The sequence below is a fragment of the Burkholderia sp. SR8 genome (assembly GCF_052851275.1).
On sequence record NZ_JAULUC010000002.1, the window covers coordinates 347,644 to 361,258 of the forward strand.

The 13,615-nt window shown below is 68.4% G+C and carries 13 protein-coding genes; 9 read left to right on the forward strand and 4 right to left on the reverse strand.

Going from position 1 to position 13,615, the window contains the following annotated elements; all coding sequences use genetic code 11:
- Positions 1 to 54: 54 nt before the first annotated feature.
- Positions 55 to 1,137, forward strand: coding sequence for an AraC family transcriptional regulator (locus tag Q3A80_RS03835; protein WP_446327735.1), 1,083 nt, complete (start codon positions 55 to 57; stop codon positions 1,135 to 1,137).
- A gap of 9 nt (positions 1,138 to 1,146) precedes the next feature.
- On the opposite strand, the gene Q3A80_RS03840 is transcribed toward Q3A80_RS03835, so the two are convergent.
- The 3 genes from Q3A80_RS03840 to Q3A80_RS03850 form a co-directional block, all read right to left on the reverse strand.
- Positions 1,147 to 1,596 (reverse strand): aconitase X swivel domain-containing protein, encoded by a 450-nt coding sequence (locus tag Q3A80_RS03840; protein ID WP_446327736.1) that lies wholly within the window; start codon positions 1,594 to 1,596, stop codon positions 1,147 to 1,149.
- Positions 1,589 to 2,836 (reverse strand): aconitase X, encoded by a 1,248-nt coding sequence (locus Q3A80_RS03845; protein ID WP_446327737.1) that lies wholly within the window; start codon positions 2,834 to 2,836, stop codon positions 1,589 to 1,591. Before Q3A80_RS03845 ends, Q3A80_RS03840 begins: the two co-directional genes overlap by 8 nt.
- A 64-nt stretch (positions 2,837 to 2,900) precedes the next feature.
- A complete protein-coding gene (locus tag Q3A80_RS03850; protein WP_446327738.1) occupies positions 2,901 to 3,329 on the reverse strand; it encodes a MarR family winged helix-turn-helix transcriptional regulator in 429 nt (142 codons plus the stop codon).
- Positions 3,330 to 3,447: 118 nt separating this feature from the next.
- Here Q3A80_RS03850 and Q3A80_RS03855 point away from each other — a divergent pair, with 118 nt between their 5' ends.
- The 5 genes from Q3A80_RS03855 to Q3A80_RS03875 all read left to right on the forward strand — a co-directional run bounded on the left by Q3A80_RS03855 (position 3,448) and on the right by Q3A80_RS03875 (position 9,128).
- On the forward strand, positions 3,448 to 4,368 hold the full coding sequence (locus Q3A80_RS03855; protein ID WP_446327739.1) for a LysR family transcriptional regulator: 921 nt from the start codon (positions 3,448 to 3,450) through the stop codon (positions 4,366 to 4,368).
- Positions 4,369 to 4,475: 107 nt separating this feature from the next.
- Positions 4,476 to 4,910: a MarR family winged helix-turn-helix transcriptional regulator gene (locus Q3A80_RS03860; protein WP_446327740.1), complete on the forward strand. Its 435-nt coding sequence runs from the start codon at positions 4,476 to 4,478 to the stop codon at positions 4,908 to 4,910.
- A gap of 64 nt (positions 4,911 to 4,974) precedes the next feature.
- Positions 4,975 to 6,063 carry an HlyD family secretion protein gene (locus Q3A80_RS03865; protein WP_446327741.1) on the forward strand — a complete coding sequence of 363 codons (1,089 nt, stop codon included), beginning with the start codon at positions 4,975 to 4,977 and terminating at the stop codon, positions 6,061 to 6,063.
- Between the two features lie 13 nt (positions 6,064 to 6,076).
- Positions 6,077 to 7,651, forward strand: coding sequence for a DHA2 family efflux MFS transporter permease subunit (locus Q3A80_RS03870; RefSeq protein ID WP_446327742.1), 1,575 nt, complete (start codon positions 6,077 to 6,079; stop codon positions 7,649 to 7,651).
- Positions 7,652 to 7,667: 16 nt separating this feature from the next.
- Complete coding sequence (locus Q3A80_RS03875; protein ID WP_446327743.1) at positions 7,668 to 9,128, forward strand: efflux transporter outer membrane subunit; 1,461 nt, start codon at positions 7,668 to 7,670, stop codon at positions 9,126 to 9,128.
- 253 nt (positions 9,129 to 9,381) lie between these two features.
- On the opposite strand, the gene Q3A80_RS03880 is transcribed toward Q3A80_RS03875, so the two are convergent.
- Entirely contained in the window at positions 9,382 to 9,792 is a 411-nt protein-coding gene (locus Q3A80_RS03880; protein WP_446327815.1) for a TIGR02594 family protein, read from the reverse strand.
- Between the two features lie 191 nt (positions 9,793 to 9,983).
- Here Q3A80_RS03880 and Q3A80_RS03885 point away from each other — a divergent pair, with 191 nt between their 5' ends.
- The 3 genes from Q3A80_RS03885 (at position 9,984) to Q3A80_RS03895 (ending at position 13,589) form a co-directional block, all read left to right on the forward strand.
- On the forward strand, positions 9,984 to 10,895 hold the full coding sequence (locus tag Q3A80_RS03885) for a LysR substrate-binding domain-containing protein (RefSeq protein WP_446327816.1): 912 nt from the start codon (positions 9,984 to 9,986) through the stop codon (positions 10,893 to 10,895).
- Positions 10,896 to 11,018: 123 nt separating this feature from the next.
- On the forward strand, positions 11,019 to 12,341 hold the full coding sequence (locus tag Q3A80_RS03890; RefSeq protein WP_446327744.1) for an MFS transporter: 1,323 nt from the start codon (positions 11,019 to 11,021) through the stop codon (positions 12,339 to 12,341).
- 6 nt (positions 12,342 to 12,347) lie between these two features.
- Positions 12,348 to 13,589 (forward strand): amidohydrolase family protein, encoded by a 1,242-nt coding sequence (locus Q3A80_RS03895; RefSeq protein ID WP_446327745.1) that lies wholly within the window; start codon positions 12,348 to 12,350, stop codon positions 13,587 to 13,589.
- Positions 13,590 to 13,615: the final 26 nt, after the last annotated feature.

The window sequence follows — 13,615 nt, forward strand, 5'->3', positions numbered from 1 at the left end:
GGATGTGATCGTAGGCCGCGCGCCGCCTTGAACGTGAGGGGGCAAACAGCCATAATGCTTGTCATTTCCGGCCAAAAAGACATGACCTCCGCACCACGCAAGGACCACCTCGGGCTGCGCCGGCCGACGATTCCGGTCGCCTATACGCGCCTGCTGCTGCAGGCACTGGCCGCGCGCGGCGTCGATCCGTCCGCGGTGCGTGCGGGCACCGGCCTGCGGGACGCGGTGCTGGCCGAACCGGACGCGCGGGTCGCGCCGTCGCAATGGGGGCGGCTCGTGCTCAACGCGATCGAGATCGGCGGCGACCCGGGCATCGGGCTCGCGTTCGGCTTGCTGCTGAAGCCGACCGTGCACGGCTTCCTCGGTTATGCAACGCTGACCGCGCCGGACATCCGCGCCGCGCTCGTCGTCACGCAGCGCTACTTCCGGATGCGCAATCGCCAATATCGTCTGACCTATGCGGAAGACGAACATGGCGCGACGCTCGAACTGCACGGCGTGCAGGCGAGCCCCGTGCTGCAGCATCACGTGATGTTCGAGTTCGTGCTGACGGGGCTCGCGCAGAACATCGCGCAGTGGTCGGGGCGCGCGTCGCCGCCGATCGCGTTGCGCTTCGCGTGGCCGGAACCCGACTATTTCGCGCGGTATCGCGATCAGCTTCCGCCGGTCGAATTCGGCTGCGCGGCGAATGCGCTGTGGATCGCCCGCGACGTGCTCGACTGGCCGCTGCCGTTTGCCGACGAGGTCGCGCACCGGCAGGCGCTCGTGCAGGTCGAGCGCGAATATGCGCAGGTGCGCCAGGAGGAAGGCGATCTGGTCGAACGCGTGCGGGCGGAACTGGCGCGCACCACCGGCGGCTATCCGAACCCCGACGCGCTTGCCGACGCGCTGCTGGTATCGACGCGCACGTTGCGGCGCCGGCTCGAGGAAGCCGGTTCGAGCTATCGGCAACTGCTCGACGAAGCGCGGTTTCGCGACGCGAAGCAGTTGCTCGCCGCGTCGGATCTCGACCTGAAAACGATTGCCGAGCGGCTGCAATTCACCGACCCGGCGAATTTCACGCGCGCGTTCCGGCGCTGGGCCGGACAGACACCGAGCGCGTACCGGGAAACGGCCGGCGCGCCGGCTCGCGAGTAAGCCGGACGATCAGGTGCAGACGTAGATCCGCGCGCCGCCGTCGCCCTCGCCCGCGTCGATCCGCACGTCGCCTTTCGCGGCGACGATCGCGTCGTACACGTCGTCCGTCACGCACACGACCGGCACCGCGATCGCATACAGCTCGGCGGCGACGATCGCGCCGATCGAGATGATCAGGTCGCGCTCCTTCAGCACGATCCCGACCGGCCCCGTGCCGTTGCGCACCGCTTCCGCGAGCACGCTGCTGCTCGAGCTCGATCCCTTCGCGTGCGGCATCGCCATGATGCGGCCGGCGAGGCTCGCGCCGGCCTGCGGATGCCCGCGATCGACGATCCGCCCCGCGCCCGAATCGTAGCCGCCCCAGAAGCTGAGCGGCTTGTCGAGCACGATCGTGGGCGCGCATGCGCTGCCCGGCACGAGCGTGTCGCCGGTCAATGTCCGAACCGTCGCGTCAGTCATCGAATCGCACCTTTCCTTCGAACGCGGAACGCACGCACTCGCGCATGCTGCCGTATGCGACCGTGACGCCGATGTTCGCAGGCGCATACGATGCCCATTTCCCCGAATTCGTCATCACGAGGCCCGACAGCTGTTTCATCACCGGCGTGATGTACGTGCAGGTGTCGACGACGATCTGCACGCCGCGCGCGGCGAATTTCTCCGCGAGCCCCGACTCACCGAGCTCCCACAGGATGAAGCGGCTCGTATTCACGTAGAAGTCGCACTTCGGCTTGCCGTCGAACGCGTCGAGCAGCGCATCGAGCGTGCGGAATTCGGCCAGCGAGAAATGCGGCGTGCCGAGCGCGACCGCGACGAGCGCATCGCCGGCCGCGCCGTGGTTCAGCGTGCGGCGGATGTCGTCGAGATCGGCCATCGCGACGTCGACGATGCGTTCGGCCGCGCGGCCGTGCAACGCGGCGTCGAGCGTCGGCGCCTCGGGCGTGACGCCGACCGCGTGGAACAGCGCGACCGCGCCGCTCGACGCGGCGGCGGCGCCGAGCGCCTTCAGTTCGTCCTCGGTGGTGTCCGGCGGCAGCCCGACGATCGCCGGCACGACCGCGCCGGCGATCCGGCCGATCAGCAGCCCGAGCGCCGCGAAGTAAATGTCGCGCGACGGCCGGTTGCCGAAGTCCGGTGCGTTGAACACGATCCGCGCCGCGCGATTCGCTTCGACGTGCAGCCCCGCGTACGGCGCACGTCCGGTGATCGCGGCGGCCAGATCGAGAAAGTCGCCGTAGCGGCTGGTGCGCGCACCGAGCACCGAATTGGCGAACACGATCGCATTGGATTCGGCCCACGCGATCTGCTCGCCGAGACGCGGACGATTCTTCAGCTGATACGGCGCGCACGTGAAGCTCGATTCGCAGCCGAGCTGCAGGTGCGCGTCCATCAGCCGCTGCGCGTCGCGCTGAATCGTGCGGTCGCCGTGATAAAGCTCGGGATGGATCAGGTCGAGCGACCCGACGTTCAGCGTGGTCGGCACCGCGACCTGCGCGCCGGTGTCGACGAAATACTCGACGAAGTCGAGGCTCGTCCGGCCGTGGTAAAGACAGCCGTCGATATGCGCGGACGTGATGTCGATCAGGTGCGGCGCCGACATCACGTCGGCCGTGCGCGCGACGATCCGCATCGCGCGCGCGACGCCGTCGCCGAATGCGCCGCGCAACATCGCGCCGTCGCGCTCGCTCAACTGCAGCATGGAGGCTCCTCGTGTCTCGTCCGGTGGATCCGGATCGCTTTTGTCATACTACCGCGCGGCGCGCCTAACGCATCGCCGTCAGGCTGAACAGCTCGTCGCGCAGCGCCTTGGCGCGGCTGCGGCCGAACTGCGTCTCGAATTCGTCCTGCGCGGCCTGCCATGCGACTTTTGCCTGCGCGTAGGTCCGCTCGCCGAGCTTCGTCAGGCTCAGCGCATGCGCCCGCGCGTCATGCTCCGCCGCGGCCGCGGCCACGAGCCCGTCGCGCTGCAGCGGCTTGAGCGCGCGCAGCAGCGTCGTGCGGTCCATCACCAGCGCATCGGCGAGCTCGCTCATCACGAGGCCGGGCCGCCGCGACAGGTTCGCCATGATCGAGAACTGCGCGGGCGTGACCCCGACCGGGGCCAGATGCCGCTCGTACAGCTGCGTGACGAAGCGCGCCGCCTGACGCAGCGCGAGGCAATTGCAGACCTGGGCTATCCGGGTATCGTTCATGTCCGGCAATTTATATGTGCATATGCATAAAGTCAATGTACACTCCGCCGTAACGGCCGGCCGCGGGCATCCGGCGACCGCCATTGCCCGATCGCACCATCGGCCCGAGGAGACGGACATGGACTACATCGACAAGCTGCGGATCTTCCGTTCGGTGGTGGAAACGCGCAGCTTCACGCGCGCCGCCGACATGCACGGCCTCGCGCGGCCGGTCGTGTCGCGGGCGGTCGCGGATCTGGAAGCGCGCTTCGGCAGCCGCCTGCTGCACCGGACCACGCGCCAGGTCTCGCTGACCGAAACGGCCGAGCGCATCTACGAACGCTGCGCGGCCGTGCTCGACGAACTCGATTCGCTGGAAGCGCAGGCGCAGTCGCACACGCGCGAACCGGAAGGGCTGCTGCGTCTCGTCGCGCACACGACGGCCGCGCTGAACCGGCTCGTGCCGCTGATCGCCGGCTTCAAGGCCGCGCATCCGAAGGTGCGCCTCGACGTCACGCTCACCGAGCGGCCGGTCGATCTGGTCGGCGAAGGCTACGACGTCGGCATCGTCGTGCCGTACATGCTGACGAGCGAGACCACCGTCGTGCGGCTGATCGAACGCATTCCGGTCGTGATCGTCGCGACGCCCGCTTATCTGCGCGCGCATCCGCGCCCCGACACGCCGGCCGCGCTCGCCGGCCACGCGTTCGTGCCGATGTCGCCGTCGCTGCGCCGGCCCGCGCTGTCGTTCCGCGTCGACGGCGACACGCTGACCGTGCCGCTCGATTTCGACATCTCGTCGAACAGCCCCGTCTTCAATCGCGAAATGGTGATGCACGACTTCGGGATCGGCGTCGTGCCGAAGACGCTCGTCGAGGCCGAACTGGCGTCCGGCGCGCTCGTGCAGCTGCTCGAAGGCGCCGATCTCGTCGACGCCTTCGTCGACATCAAGCTCGCTTACGCGAACCGCGCGCTGCTGCCCGCGAAGGTCAAGGCCTTCATCGACTACACGGCCGCGTACGCCGACCGCGAAGGCGGGATTGTTCCGGCCGCGGCCTGATCCCGCGCAGCAGCGCGCGCTCCCTCCGTCGATTGGTACAGCCACGACACCAATCTGATCCCGCCGCACCGCTCGCTTCGCATCGTCGCGCCGCCTAGCATGTGCACATGCACAACACCACGCTCGCCGATGACGATTGCTTCGCGGTCCGCCAGGCCGCGCGGCGCATCTCGCAGTTCTACGAGCGCTACCTGTCGCGGGCCGGCGTCACGCCGTCGCAGTACAGCATTCTCGCGCTGCTGCGCGAGCGCCCGGGCCTGACGATGGCGACGCTGTCGGCGGTGCTGGTGATCGAGCGCACCGCGCTCTTGCGGGCCCTCAAGCCGCTGATCGGCGCGGCGCTGGTGACCGGCCGGCTCGAGCCGCGCTGCCGCCGCCAGACGTTCGCGCTGACCGCGCACGGCGAAACGAAGATCGCCGACGCGCATGTGCACTGGCTCGCCGCGCAGCAAGCGTTCGAGCAGCGGTTCGGGTCGGCCCGCGCGGCCCGCCTCAGAGACGAACTGTTCCGGATCACGCACCACCTGCCGGAACGCGATTAACGACTTCCCCGATCGGCGACGCGTCGTCGGTCGCCTCAATAAGTGCATATACATAGGTGATTCGATGGAAACGACCCAAGCCGCTGCCTCCCGCGAGGCAGCCACAATCGAGCGGCCCGCGAAGCAGCGCCGCGTGCCGTGGATGCGGATCGCGCTGGGCGCCGTCGTCGTCGCGGTCGCGGCCGCCGCGCTCGACTGGTTCTTCGTGCTGCGCTTCCAGGAAAGCACCGACGACGCGTATGTCGGCGGCGACGTGACCGTGCTCGCGCCGAAAGTCAACGGCTTCGTCGACAGGATTCTCGTGACCGACAACCAGCGCGTGAAGGCCGGCGACGTACTCGTGCAGCTCGATGCGCGCGACTACGACGCGAAGCTCGCACAGGCCGGCGCGGAAGTCGACAGCGCACGCTCGGCGGTAACCGAACTCGAAGCGAAGCAGCAGCTGCAGTACGCGGTGATCGGCCAGCATGCGGCGGACCGGAACGCGTCGGCGGCCGAACTCACGCGTGCATCGTCCGACCGTGCGCGCTACCGCGAGCTCGTGAAATCCGACGCGGTGTCGAACCAGATCGTCGAGCGCGCGGACGCCGACTACTCGAAGGCGGATGCATCCGTCGCGCGCAGCGATGCCGCGCTGCTCGCCGCGAAGCGCCAGCTCGACGTGCTCGGCGCGCAGCTCGCCGATGCGCGGGCCCGCGTGAACACGGCGCTCGCCGCACAACGCGTCGCGGCGCTGAACGTCGAGTACACGACGATCCGCTCGCCGGTCGACGGCTACGTCGGCAACCGCACCGGCCGCGTCGGGATGCTCGCGAACGTCGGCGTGCCGCTGCTGACCGTCGTGCCGGCTTCCGGCCTGTGGATCGACGCGAACTTCAAGGAAGACCAGCTGCGCAAGATGCGCGCGGGCGACCGCGTCGACGTCGCGCTCGATGCGTCGAGCACGCGGCTGCACGGCCGCGTCGACAGCCTGGCGCCCGCGACCGGCGCAACCTTCAGCGTGCTGCCGCCCGAGAACGCGACCGGCAACTTCACGAAGATCGTGCAGCGCGTGCCGGTGCGCGTGCATCTCGATCCGCAGCCGGGGCTCGACCACGTGCTGCGGCCGGGCCTGTCCGCGGTCGTGACCGTGCATACCGATCGCACGAACTGAACGGGAGCCGGCGATGACCACCGCGTTTTCCGGCGACCCCGCGTCGCAACCGACGAAGCAGCGCGTGCTCGCGTTCGCGCTGATGTGCGTCGGCTTCTTCATGGCGACGCTCGACATCCAGATCGTCGCGTCGTCGCTGCGCGACATCGGCGGCGGGCTGTCCGCGAGCCAGGACGAGCTGTCGTGGGTGCAGACGGCCTACCTGATCGCCGAGATCATCGTGATCCCGATGTCGGGCTGGCTGTCGAAGGTGATGTCGACGCGCTGGCTGTTCGTCGCGTCGGCCGTCGGCTTCACGATCACGAGCATGCTGTGCGGGCTCGCGTGGGACATCGACTCGATGATCCTGTTCCGCGGGCTGCAGGGCGCGCTCGGCGCCGCGATGATCCCGACCGTGTTCACGACCGCGTTCGTGTTGTTCCCCGGCAAGCAGCGGCTGATCGCGTCGACGACGATCGGCGCGCTCGCGTCGCTCGCGCCGGCGATCGGGCCGGTGATCGGCGGCTGGATCACCGATCAATGGTCGTGGCACTGGCTGTTCTACCTGAACCTCGTGCCGGGCATCGCGGTGGCCGCGCTGGTGCCGCGCTACGTGCACATCGACGAACCGGACCTGAGTCTCATCAAGCGCGGCGACTATCTCGGCATCGCGCTGATGTCCGGCTTCCTCGGCTGCCTCGAATACGTGCTGGAGGAAGGCCCGCGCAAGAACTGGTTCGGCGACGACGCGATCCTGATCTGCGCGTGGATCTCCGCCATCTGCGGCTTCCTGTTCATCGTGCACGCACTGACCGCCGACGATCCGATCGTCGACCTGCGCGCGCTCGCCGTGCGCAATTTCGGAATCGGCAGCCTGCTGTCGTTCGTGACGGGCATCGGAATCTTCGTGACGGTGTTTCTCACGCCGCTGTTCCTCGCGCAGGTGCGTGCGTTCAGCTCGCTGCAGATCGGCATCGCGCTGCTGTCGGTCGGCGCGTTCCAGCTGCTCGCGCTGTGCGCGTATGCGTTCGCCGCGCGCCATTTCAGCATGCGCGCGCTGCTCGTGTTCGGGCTCGTCTGCTTCGGCCTCGGCTGCTACCTGTACACGCCGATCACGCATGACTGGGGCTGGCGCGAACTGTTGCTGCCGCAGGCGCTGCGCGGGATCGGCCAGCAGTTCAGCGTGCCGCCGATCGTGACGATGGCGCTCGGCTCGCTGCCGCAGTCGCGGCTGAAATCGGCGAGCGGCCTGTTCAACCTGATGCGCAACCTCGGCGGCGCGATCGGCATCGCGGTGAGCGCGACGATGCTCAATGATCGCGTGAACCTCCACTATCTGCGCCTGAACGAGCATGTGAGCGCCGGCGCGCCGCAGGTCGCATCGCTGCTCGACCGCCAGGCCGCGTACTGGACCTCCGTGGCCGGCAACACGCTGGATACCGCGCAGGCCGGCCTCGCGAACCTGCACCGCCTGATCTATCGCGAAGCGCTGACGCTGACCTACGCCGATGCGTACTACGCGCTGTCGCTGTGCTTCGTCGTCGCGCTGGTCGCCGTCGCGTTTTCGCGCCCCATCACCCTGAACGCGCCGCCGCCGGACGCGCACTGAAGCCGAGACTCCCATCATGAAAAAGCTCCTCGTCGCGCTGGCCGTCAGCGCATTCGCCGCCGGCTGCGCGATGCTGCCCGCGCAGCATCCGGCACTGCACGACGCCGTCGAATCGCTCGCGCCCGCCGCGTGGGACACCGACGCGCCGCGCGCCGACATCGACGCCGCCGCGTGGTGGGCGCAGTTCCACGATCCCGTGCTCGACCGGCTGATCGCGACCGTGCTCGACGGCAACCTCGATCTGCAGGCCGCCGCCGAACGCGTGAAGCAGGCGCAGGCGCTGACCGTGCAGAAGCGCGCGGTACTGCTGCCCGAACTCGACGCGACCGCGCGCGCCGCCGACGTGCGCCAGAACACGCCGCCGCCGCTCGGCTACGTGCGCCAGGCCGGTGCGGGGCTCGCGCTGAGCTGGTCGCCGGACGTGTTCGGCGGCGAACGGCTCGACCTGCTGGCGGCGCAAGCGGAACTCGTCGGGCAACGGCACGCGGAAGACGCGATGCGGCTCGCGCTCGCGGCCGATGCGGCTTCCGCGTATGTGGACCTGCGCTGGGCGCAGCAGGAACTGAAGATCCTGCAGGACAACGCGGCGATTCGCCGGCGTGCGCTCGAACTCACGCGCAAGCGGCAGGCGTTCGGGTTGTCGACGGAACTCGACGTCACGCGTGCGCAGAACCAGCTCGATGCGCTCGAAGCGCGGATTCCGCCGACACAGGCGCAGATCGCGCATCAGCTGAACCTGATCGCCGTGTATTCGGGCCGCACGCCGGAATCGGTCGACCGGCTCGTGCTCGCGCAGGCCGGCGCGATTCCGGCGCCGCCGGCCGGGTCGCCGAGTACGCTGCCGTCACAGGCGCTGCTGCGCCGGCCGGACGTGCTCACCGCGTATGCGCAGGTCGAGCGGCGCGCGGCGCAGGTGGGCGTCGCGAAGGCCGAGCGGTATCCGAAGTTCTCGCTGAACCTGACGGACGGGATTCTGGCCGCGTCGTACCTCGGGTTGCCGACGCTCACCGACAACCTGTTCAGCGCGGCGTTGAGTGCGACGAGCCCGATCTTCAACGCGGGACGCATCACGGCCGACATCGCGCAGAGCGAAAGCCGGATGCGCGAGTCGGAACTCGGGTTGCGGCAGACGATGCTGCAGGCGCTGCGGGAGGTCGAGGATGCGCGCGCGAACCTCGTCAGCAGCGATGAAGCGACGCGGCGGCTCGACAGCGCGCTCGCGGCGTCGGACAAGGCGCTCGGGCTCGCGAACCAGCTGTACAAGGGTGGCGCGACGGATTTTCTGGACGTGCTGTCCGCGCAGGAGGTGTATCTGCGGGATTCGGACGCGCTCAATCAGGTCAGGCGCGAGCATGCGCTGGCGGCGGTCGCGCTGTATCGGTCGCTGGGCGGCGGGTGGAGCACGAACGACGCGGCGGGCGGGATGGAGACGGAGGCCGTGGCGGTCGCCACCATTGCCGGTGCCGTGAAGGAGTGACGGCGGCCGCGCTCCGATACCGGACGCCCGGCTGTACGCGCATGAAGCATACCGAGCGGGCGGTACCAGCTGGCGGCGATGCAGGCCGCCACCCGGGCGGCCGCCCGGCCGTAATGGCCGTAATGGCCGTAATGGCCGTAATGGCCGCAATGGCCGCAATGGCCGCATTGTCGCGACGAACGCGTTCGAGCGCGGATCCCGGGCAACGCAGGCCGCTTTCCCGGCCATCGCCGTGCGGATCGATACGATGCATTCAGCCCGCGTCGGGCCACCGGTAACCAATCACTTCGCTCAGCGGATACGCGAGTTCGCGCACCTCGTCCAGCTGATTGCCGCCGAACAGGTGCACGTGCCGGTCGTCGTGACGCAGATAGAAGCCGACGTGGCCTTTCCAGCTCGCGGGATCGTCGCGCGTCAGGATCGCGATGCAGCCGTACACCGGCCGCTCCAGCGGGCGGCCCCATTCGAGCCACGAGCGCGCGAGCGCGGAGCCGGTGCCGCGGAGCCCGGCGTGCGACATGCACCAGTTGACGAACGACGAGCACCACGAAATCTTGTCGTCGTAGCCGACGAGGTTCGTGTGATTGTTGTATTCGACGATGCGCGGGTTGATGCTGCCGGGCGGGAAACGGCGGATGCCCAGTTCGGCCAGTGCGACGGGCATCCACGGCGGGTGGCCGGATTGCGGGCTGCTGTCGGGGTTCGATCGGGTCACGGCGGTCTCGATGGAATGCGGGACGAAAGTCGCTCAATCTTCGCACGAATATGGCCGGCCGGCATCGGCTGCGCGGACAGGCAATTTCCGGCACGTACGCTCGTATCATGTCGGCAGCCACCTCGATCCTTACACCCGTCATGCGCATCTCGCCCCTGCCGCCCCTCCAGTGCCTCGTCGCGTTCGAAGCCGCCGTGCGGCATGCGAGCTTCACGAAGGCCGCCGCCGAACTGCATCTGACGCAAAGCGCGATCAGCCGCCAGATTCAGCAGCTCGAGGAATTCCTCGGCCGTTCGCTGTTCGTCCGCGAACATCGCTCGCTGCGGCTGACGATCGCCGGCGAACAGTACGCGGCGCAGGTTCATCACCTGCTTACGCAATGCGCGGAAGCCACGCACGACGTGATGAAACCGTACGGCGATCTCGAACTGACGATCGCGTGCTCGTCGGGCGTCGCGGTGCTGTGGCTCACGCCGCGCCTGCCGGCGTTCCGCGCCGCGTATCCGAACATCAAGCTGCGCCTGATCGTGCGCGACGGCCTCGCATCGATGTCGCCCGCGGAATTCGACGTCGGCGTCTACTACGTGCGCCAGCAGGCGCCGGCCGAGTACACCGCGCGCCGGCTGTTCGACGAGGAAGTGTTCCCCGTCTGCGCGCCCGGCTACCTGGCCGGCCGCACGCTGAGCGCGGCCGACCTCGCGAACGAGACGCTGCTGCGCCTCGAGGACGGCCAGCGCCAGTGGATGTCGTGGTCCGAGTGGTTCGACATGAACGACGTGGACCGGCAGAAGGCGCGGCCGCAGGACATCACGATCAATTCGTATCCGCAGATCGTGCAGATGACCATCCTCGGCCAGGGCGTGTCGCTCGGCTGGCGCTACATGATCGACGCATGTATCGAGGCCGGGCTGCTCGTGCGCGTGACGGACGCGTCCGCGAGCCACGGCGGCGGCTATTACGTGATCTCGCCGAACGACCGCGCGCAGAACCAGGCGGCGCGGCTGTTTTCGCGCTGGCTGTTCGAACAGGCGGACCATCAGACGGCGCCATGAATGCGATGCATGCGCTGAGCGCATGCGTGCATGCAAATCTTTCGTTTCAGAAAAAAATCCGGCTGTCCTTAGCATGGGATTCGCGCGGGACACCCGTCCCGGCTTCTGACAAAGGAAGAGACCATGCAAGGAACGCTTTCCCCGCGCGCCGCGCATTCCGTCGATGCGGCCGCGCAGCAGCGCCGCCGCGCCATCGTCGCGACCGTGATCGGCAACGGCCTCGAATGGTTCGACTTCACCGTCTACAGCTTCTTCGCGGTGATCATCGCGAAGCTGTTCTTCCCGACCGGCAATGAACTGACGTCGGTGCTGCTCACCGTCGCGACGTTCGGCGTCGGCTTCTTCATGCGGCCGGTAGGCGGCATCGTGCTCGGCATCTATGCGGACAAGGTCGGGCGCAAGGCCGCGCTGTCGCTGACGATCCTGCTGATGGCATTCGGCACCGCGCTGATCGGGCTCGCGCCGACTTACGAGCAGGCCGGCATCGCCGCGCCGCTCGTGATCGTCGTCGCGCGGCTGCTGCAAGGCTTCTCCGCGGGCGGCGAGATGGGCGGCGCCACCGCGTTCCTCACCGAGTACGCGCCGCCGGAGAAACGCGCGTACTACTCGAGCTGGATCCAGTCGAGCATCGGCTTCGCGGTGCTGCTCGGCGCGGCGACCGGCACGTTCGTGACCACGTCGCTCGACGCGCAGGCACTGCACAGCTGGGGCTGGCGGCTGCCGTTCCTGCTCGGGATCGTCGTCGGCCCGGTCGGCTACTTCATCCGCAGCCATCTCGACGAAACGCCCGCGTTCAGCGCCGTCGAAGCACAGGCGAAGGAAAGCTCGCCGCTGAAGGAAGTGCTGTCCACCTACCCGCGCGAGACGTTCGCCAGCTTCTCGATGGTGATCCTGTGGACGGTCTGCACGTATGTGCTGCTGTTCTACATGCCGACCTATTCGGTCCGCACGCTGCATCTGCCGCAGTCGACCGGCTTCGCGGCCGGCATGGTCGGCGGGCTGATGATCATGTGCGGCTCGCCAATCGTCGGCAGGCTCGCCGACGCGTGGGGCCGGCGCGTGTTCCTGTCCGGCTCGGCGCTCGCGATCCTGGCGCTCGCGTGGCCGATGTTCGCGTGGATCAACCATGCGCCCGGCTTCGGGTCGCTGATCGTATTCCAGGCGGTATTCGGCGTGCTGATCGCCGCGTATACCGGGCCGATTCTCGCCGCATTCGCCGAGCTGTTTCCGACCAAGGTGCTGTCGACCGGGTTGTCGGTCGCGTACAACTTCGCAGTCACGATCTTCGGCGGCTTCGCACCGTTCCTGATGACGTGGCTCATCGCCCGCACGGGCAGCAACATGGCGCCGGCGCTCTACGTGACCGTCGCGGCCGCGATCAGCCTCGTCGGCACGCGCTTCGTCAACGACGTGCGGCGCAACTCGGCCACCACCCGACAAGGATAATTCCCCATGACCATTACCGTGCTCAAGGGCGGCAACGTACTCGATCTCGAACGCGGCGTGCTGCTCGAACACCATCACGTCGTGATCGACGGCGAGCGGATCGTCGAAGTCACCGACCGGCCCGTCGACTTTCCCGATGCACGCGTGATCGACGTGCGCGGCAGGACCGTGATGCCCGGCTTCATCGATTGCCACGTGCACGTGCTCGCGTCGAATGCGAACCTCGGTGCGAACGCGACGCAGCCGAACATTCTCGCGGCGATCCGGTCGCTGCCGATTCTCGATGCGATGCTGGCGCGCGGATTCACCAGCGTGCGCGACGCGGGCGGCGCGGACTGGAGCCTGATGCAGGCAATCGACACGGGGCTCGTCGCCGGGCCGCGCATCTTTCCGTCCGGCAAGGCGTTGTCGCAGACGGGCGGACACGGCGACTTCCGGCCGCGCGGCGATCTGCTCGAACCGTGTTCGTGCTGCTTTCGCACCGGCGCGATCGCCCGCGTCGTCGATGGCGTCGACAGCGTGCGGCTCGCGGTGCGCGAAGAGATCCAGAAAGGCGCGACGCAGATCAAGATCATGGCGTCGGGCGGCGTGGCTTCGCCGACGGACCCGATCGCGAACACCCAGTATTCGGAAGACGAGATCCGGGCGATCGTCGATGAGGCCGACGCCGCGAATACCTACGTGATGGCGCATGCGTACACGGGGCGCGCGATTGCACGCGCGGTGCGTTGCGGCGTGCGGACGATCGAGCACGGCAACCTCGTCGACGAGGCCGCGGCGAAACTCATGCACGAGCGCGGCGCGTTCGTCGTGCCCACGCTCGTCACGTACGACGCGCTGGCGAAGCACGGCGCGCAGTTCGGGATGCCGGCGGATTCGGTGGCGAAGGTCGCGTCCGTGCAGCGCCAGGGGCGCGAGTCGCTCGAAATCTACGCGAACGCCGGCGTGAAGATGGGCTTCGGATCCGACCTGCTCGGCGAAATGCATGCGTTTCAGTGCGGCGAGTTCCGGATCCGCGCCGAAGTGCTCGGCAATCTCGCGGCGCTGCGCTCGGCGACGACGGTTGCGGCCGAAATCGTCAACCTGCCGGGGCAACTGGGCGTGATCGCCGCCGGCGCGATCGCGGACGTCGTCGTGCTCGACGGAAATCCGCTCGACGATATCGGCGTCGTCGCGGGCGAAGGCGAACACGTGGCGTACGTGTTGCAGCGAGGAAAAATCGTGAAGGCGCGCGAGTCGTCGCGCTGACCGCCGGCGCGGGCCGGTCGGCAACC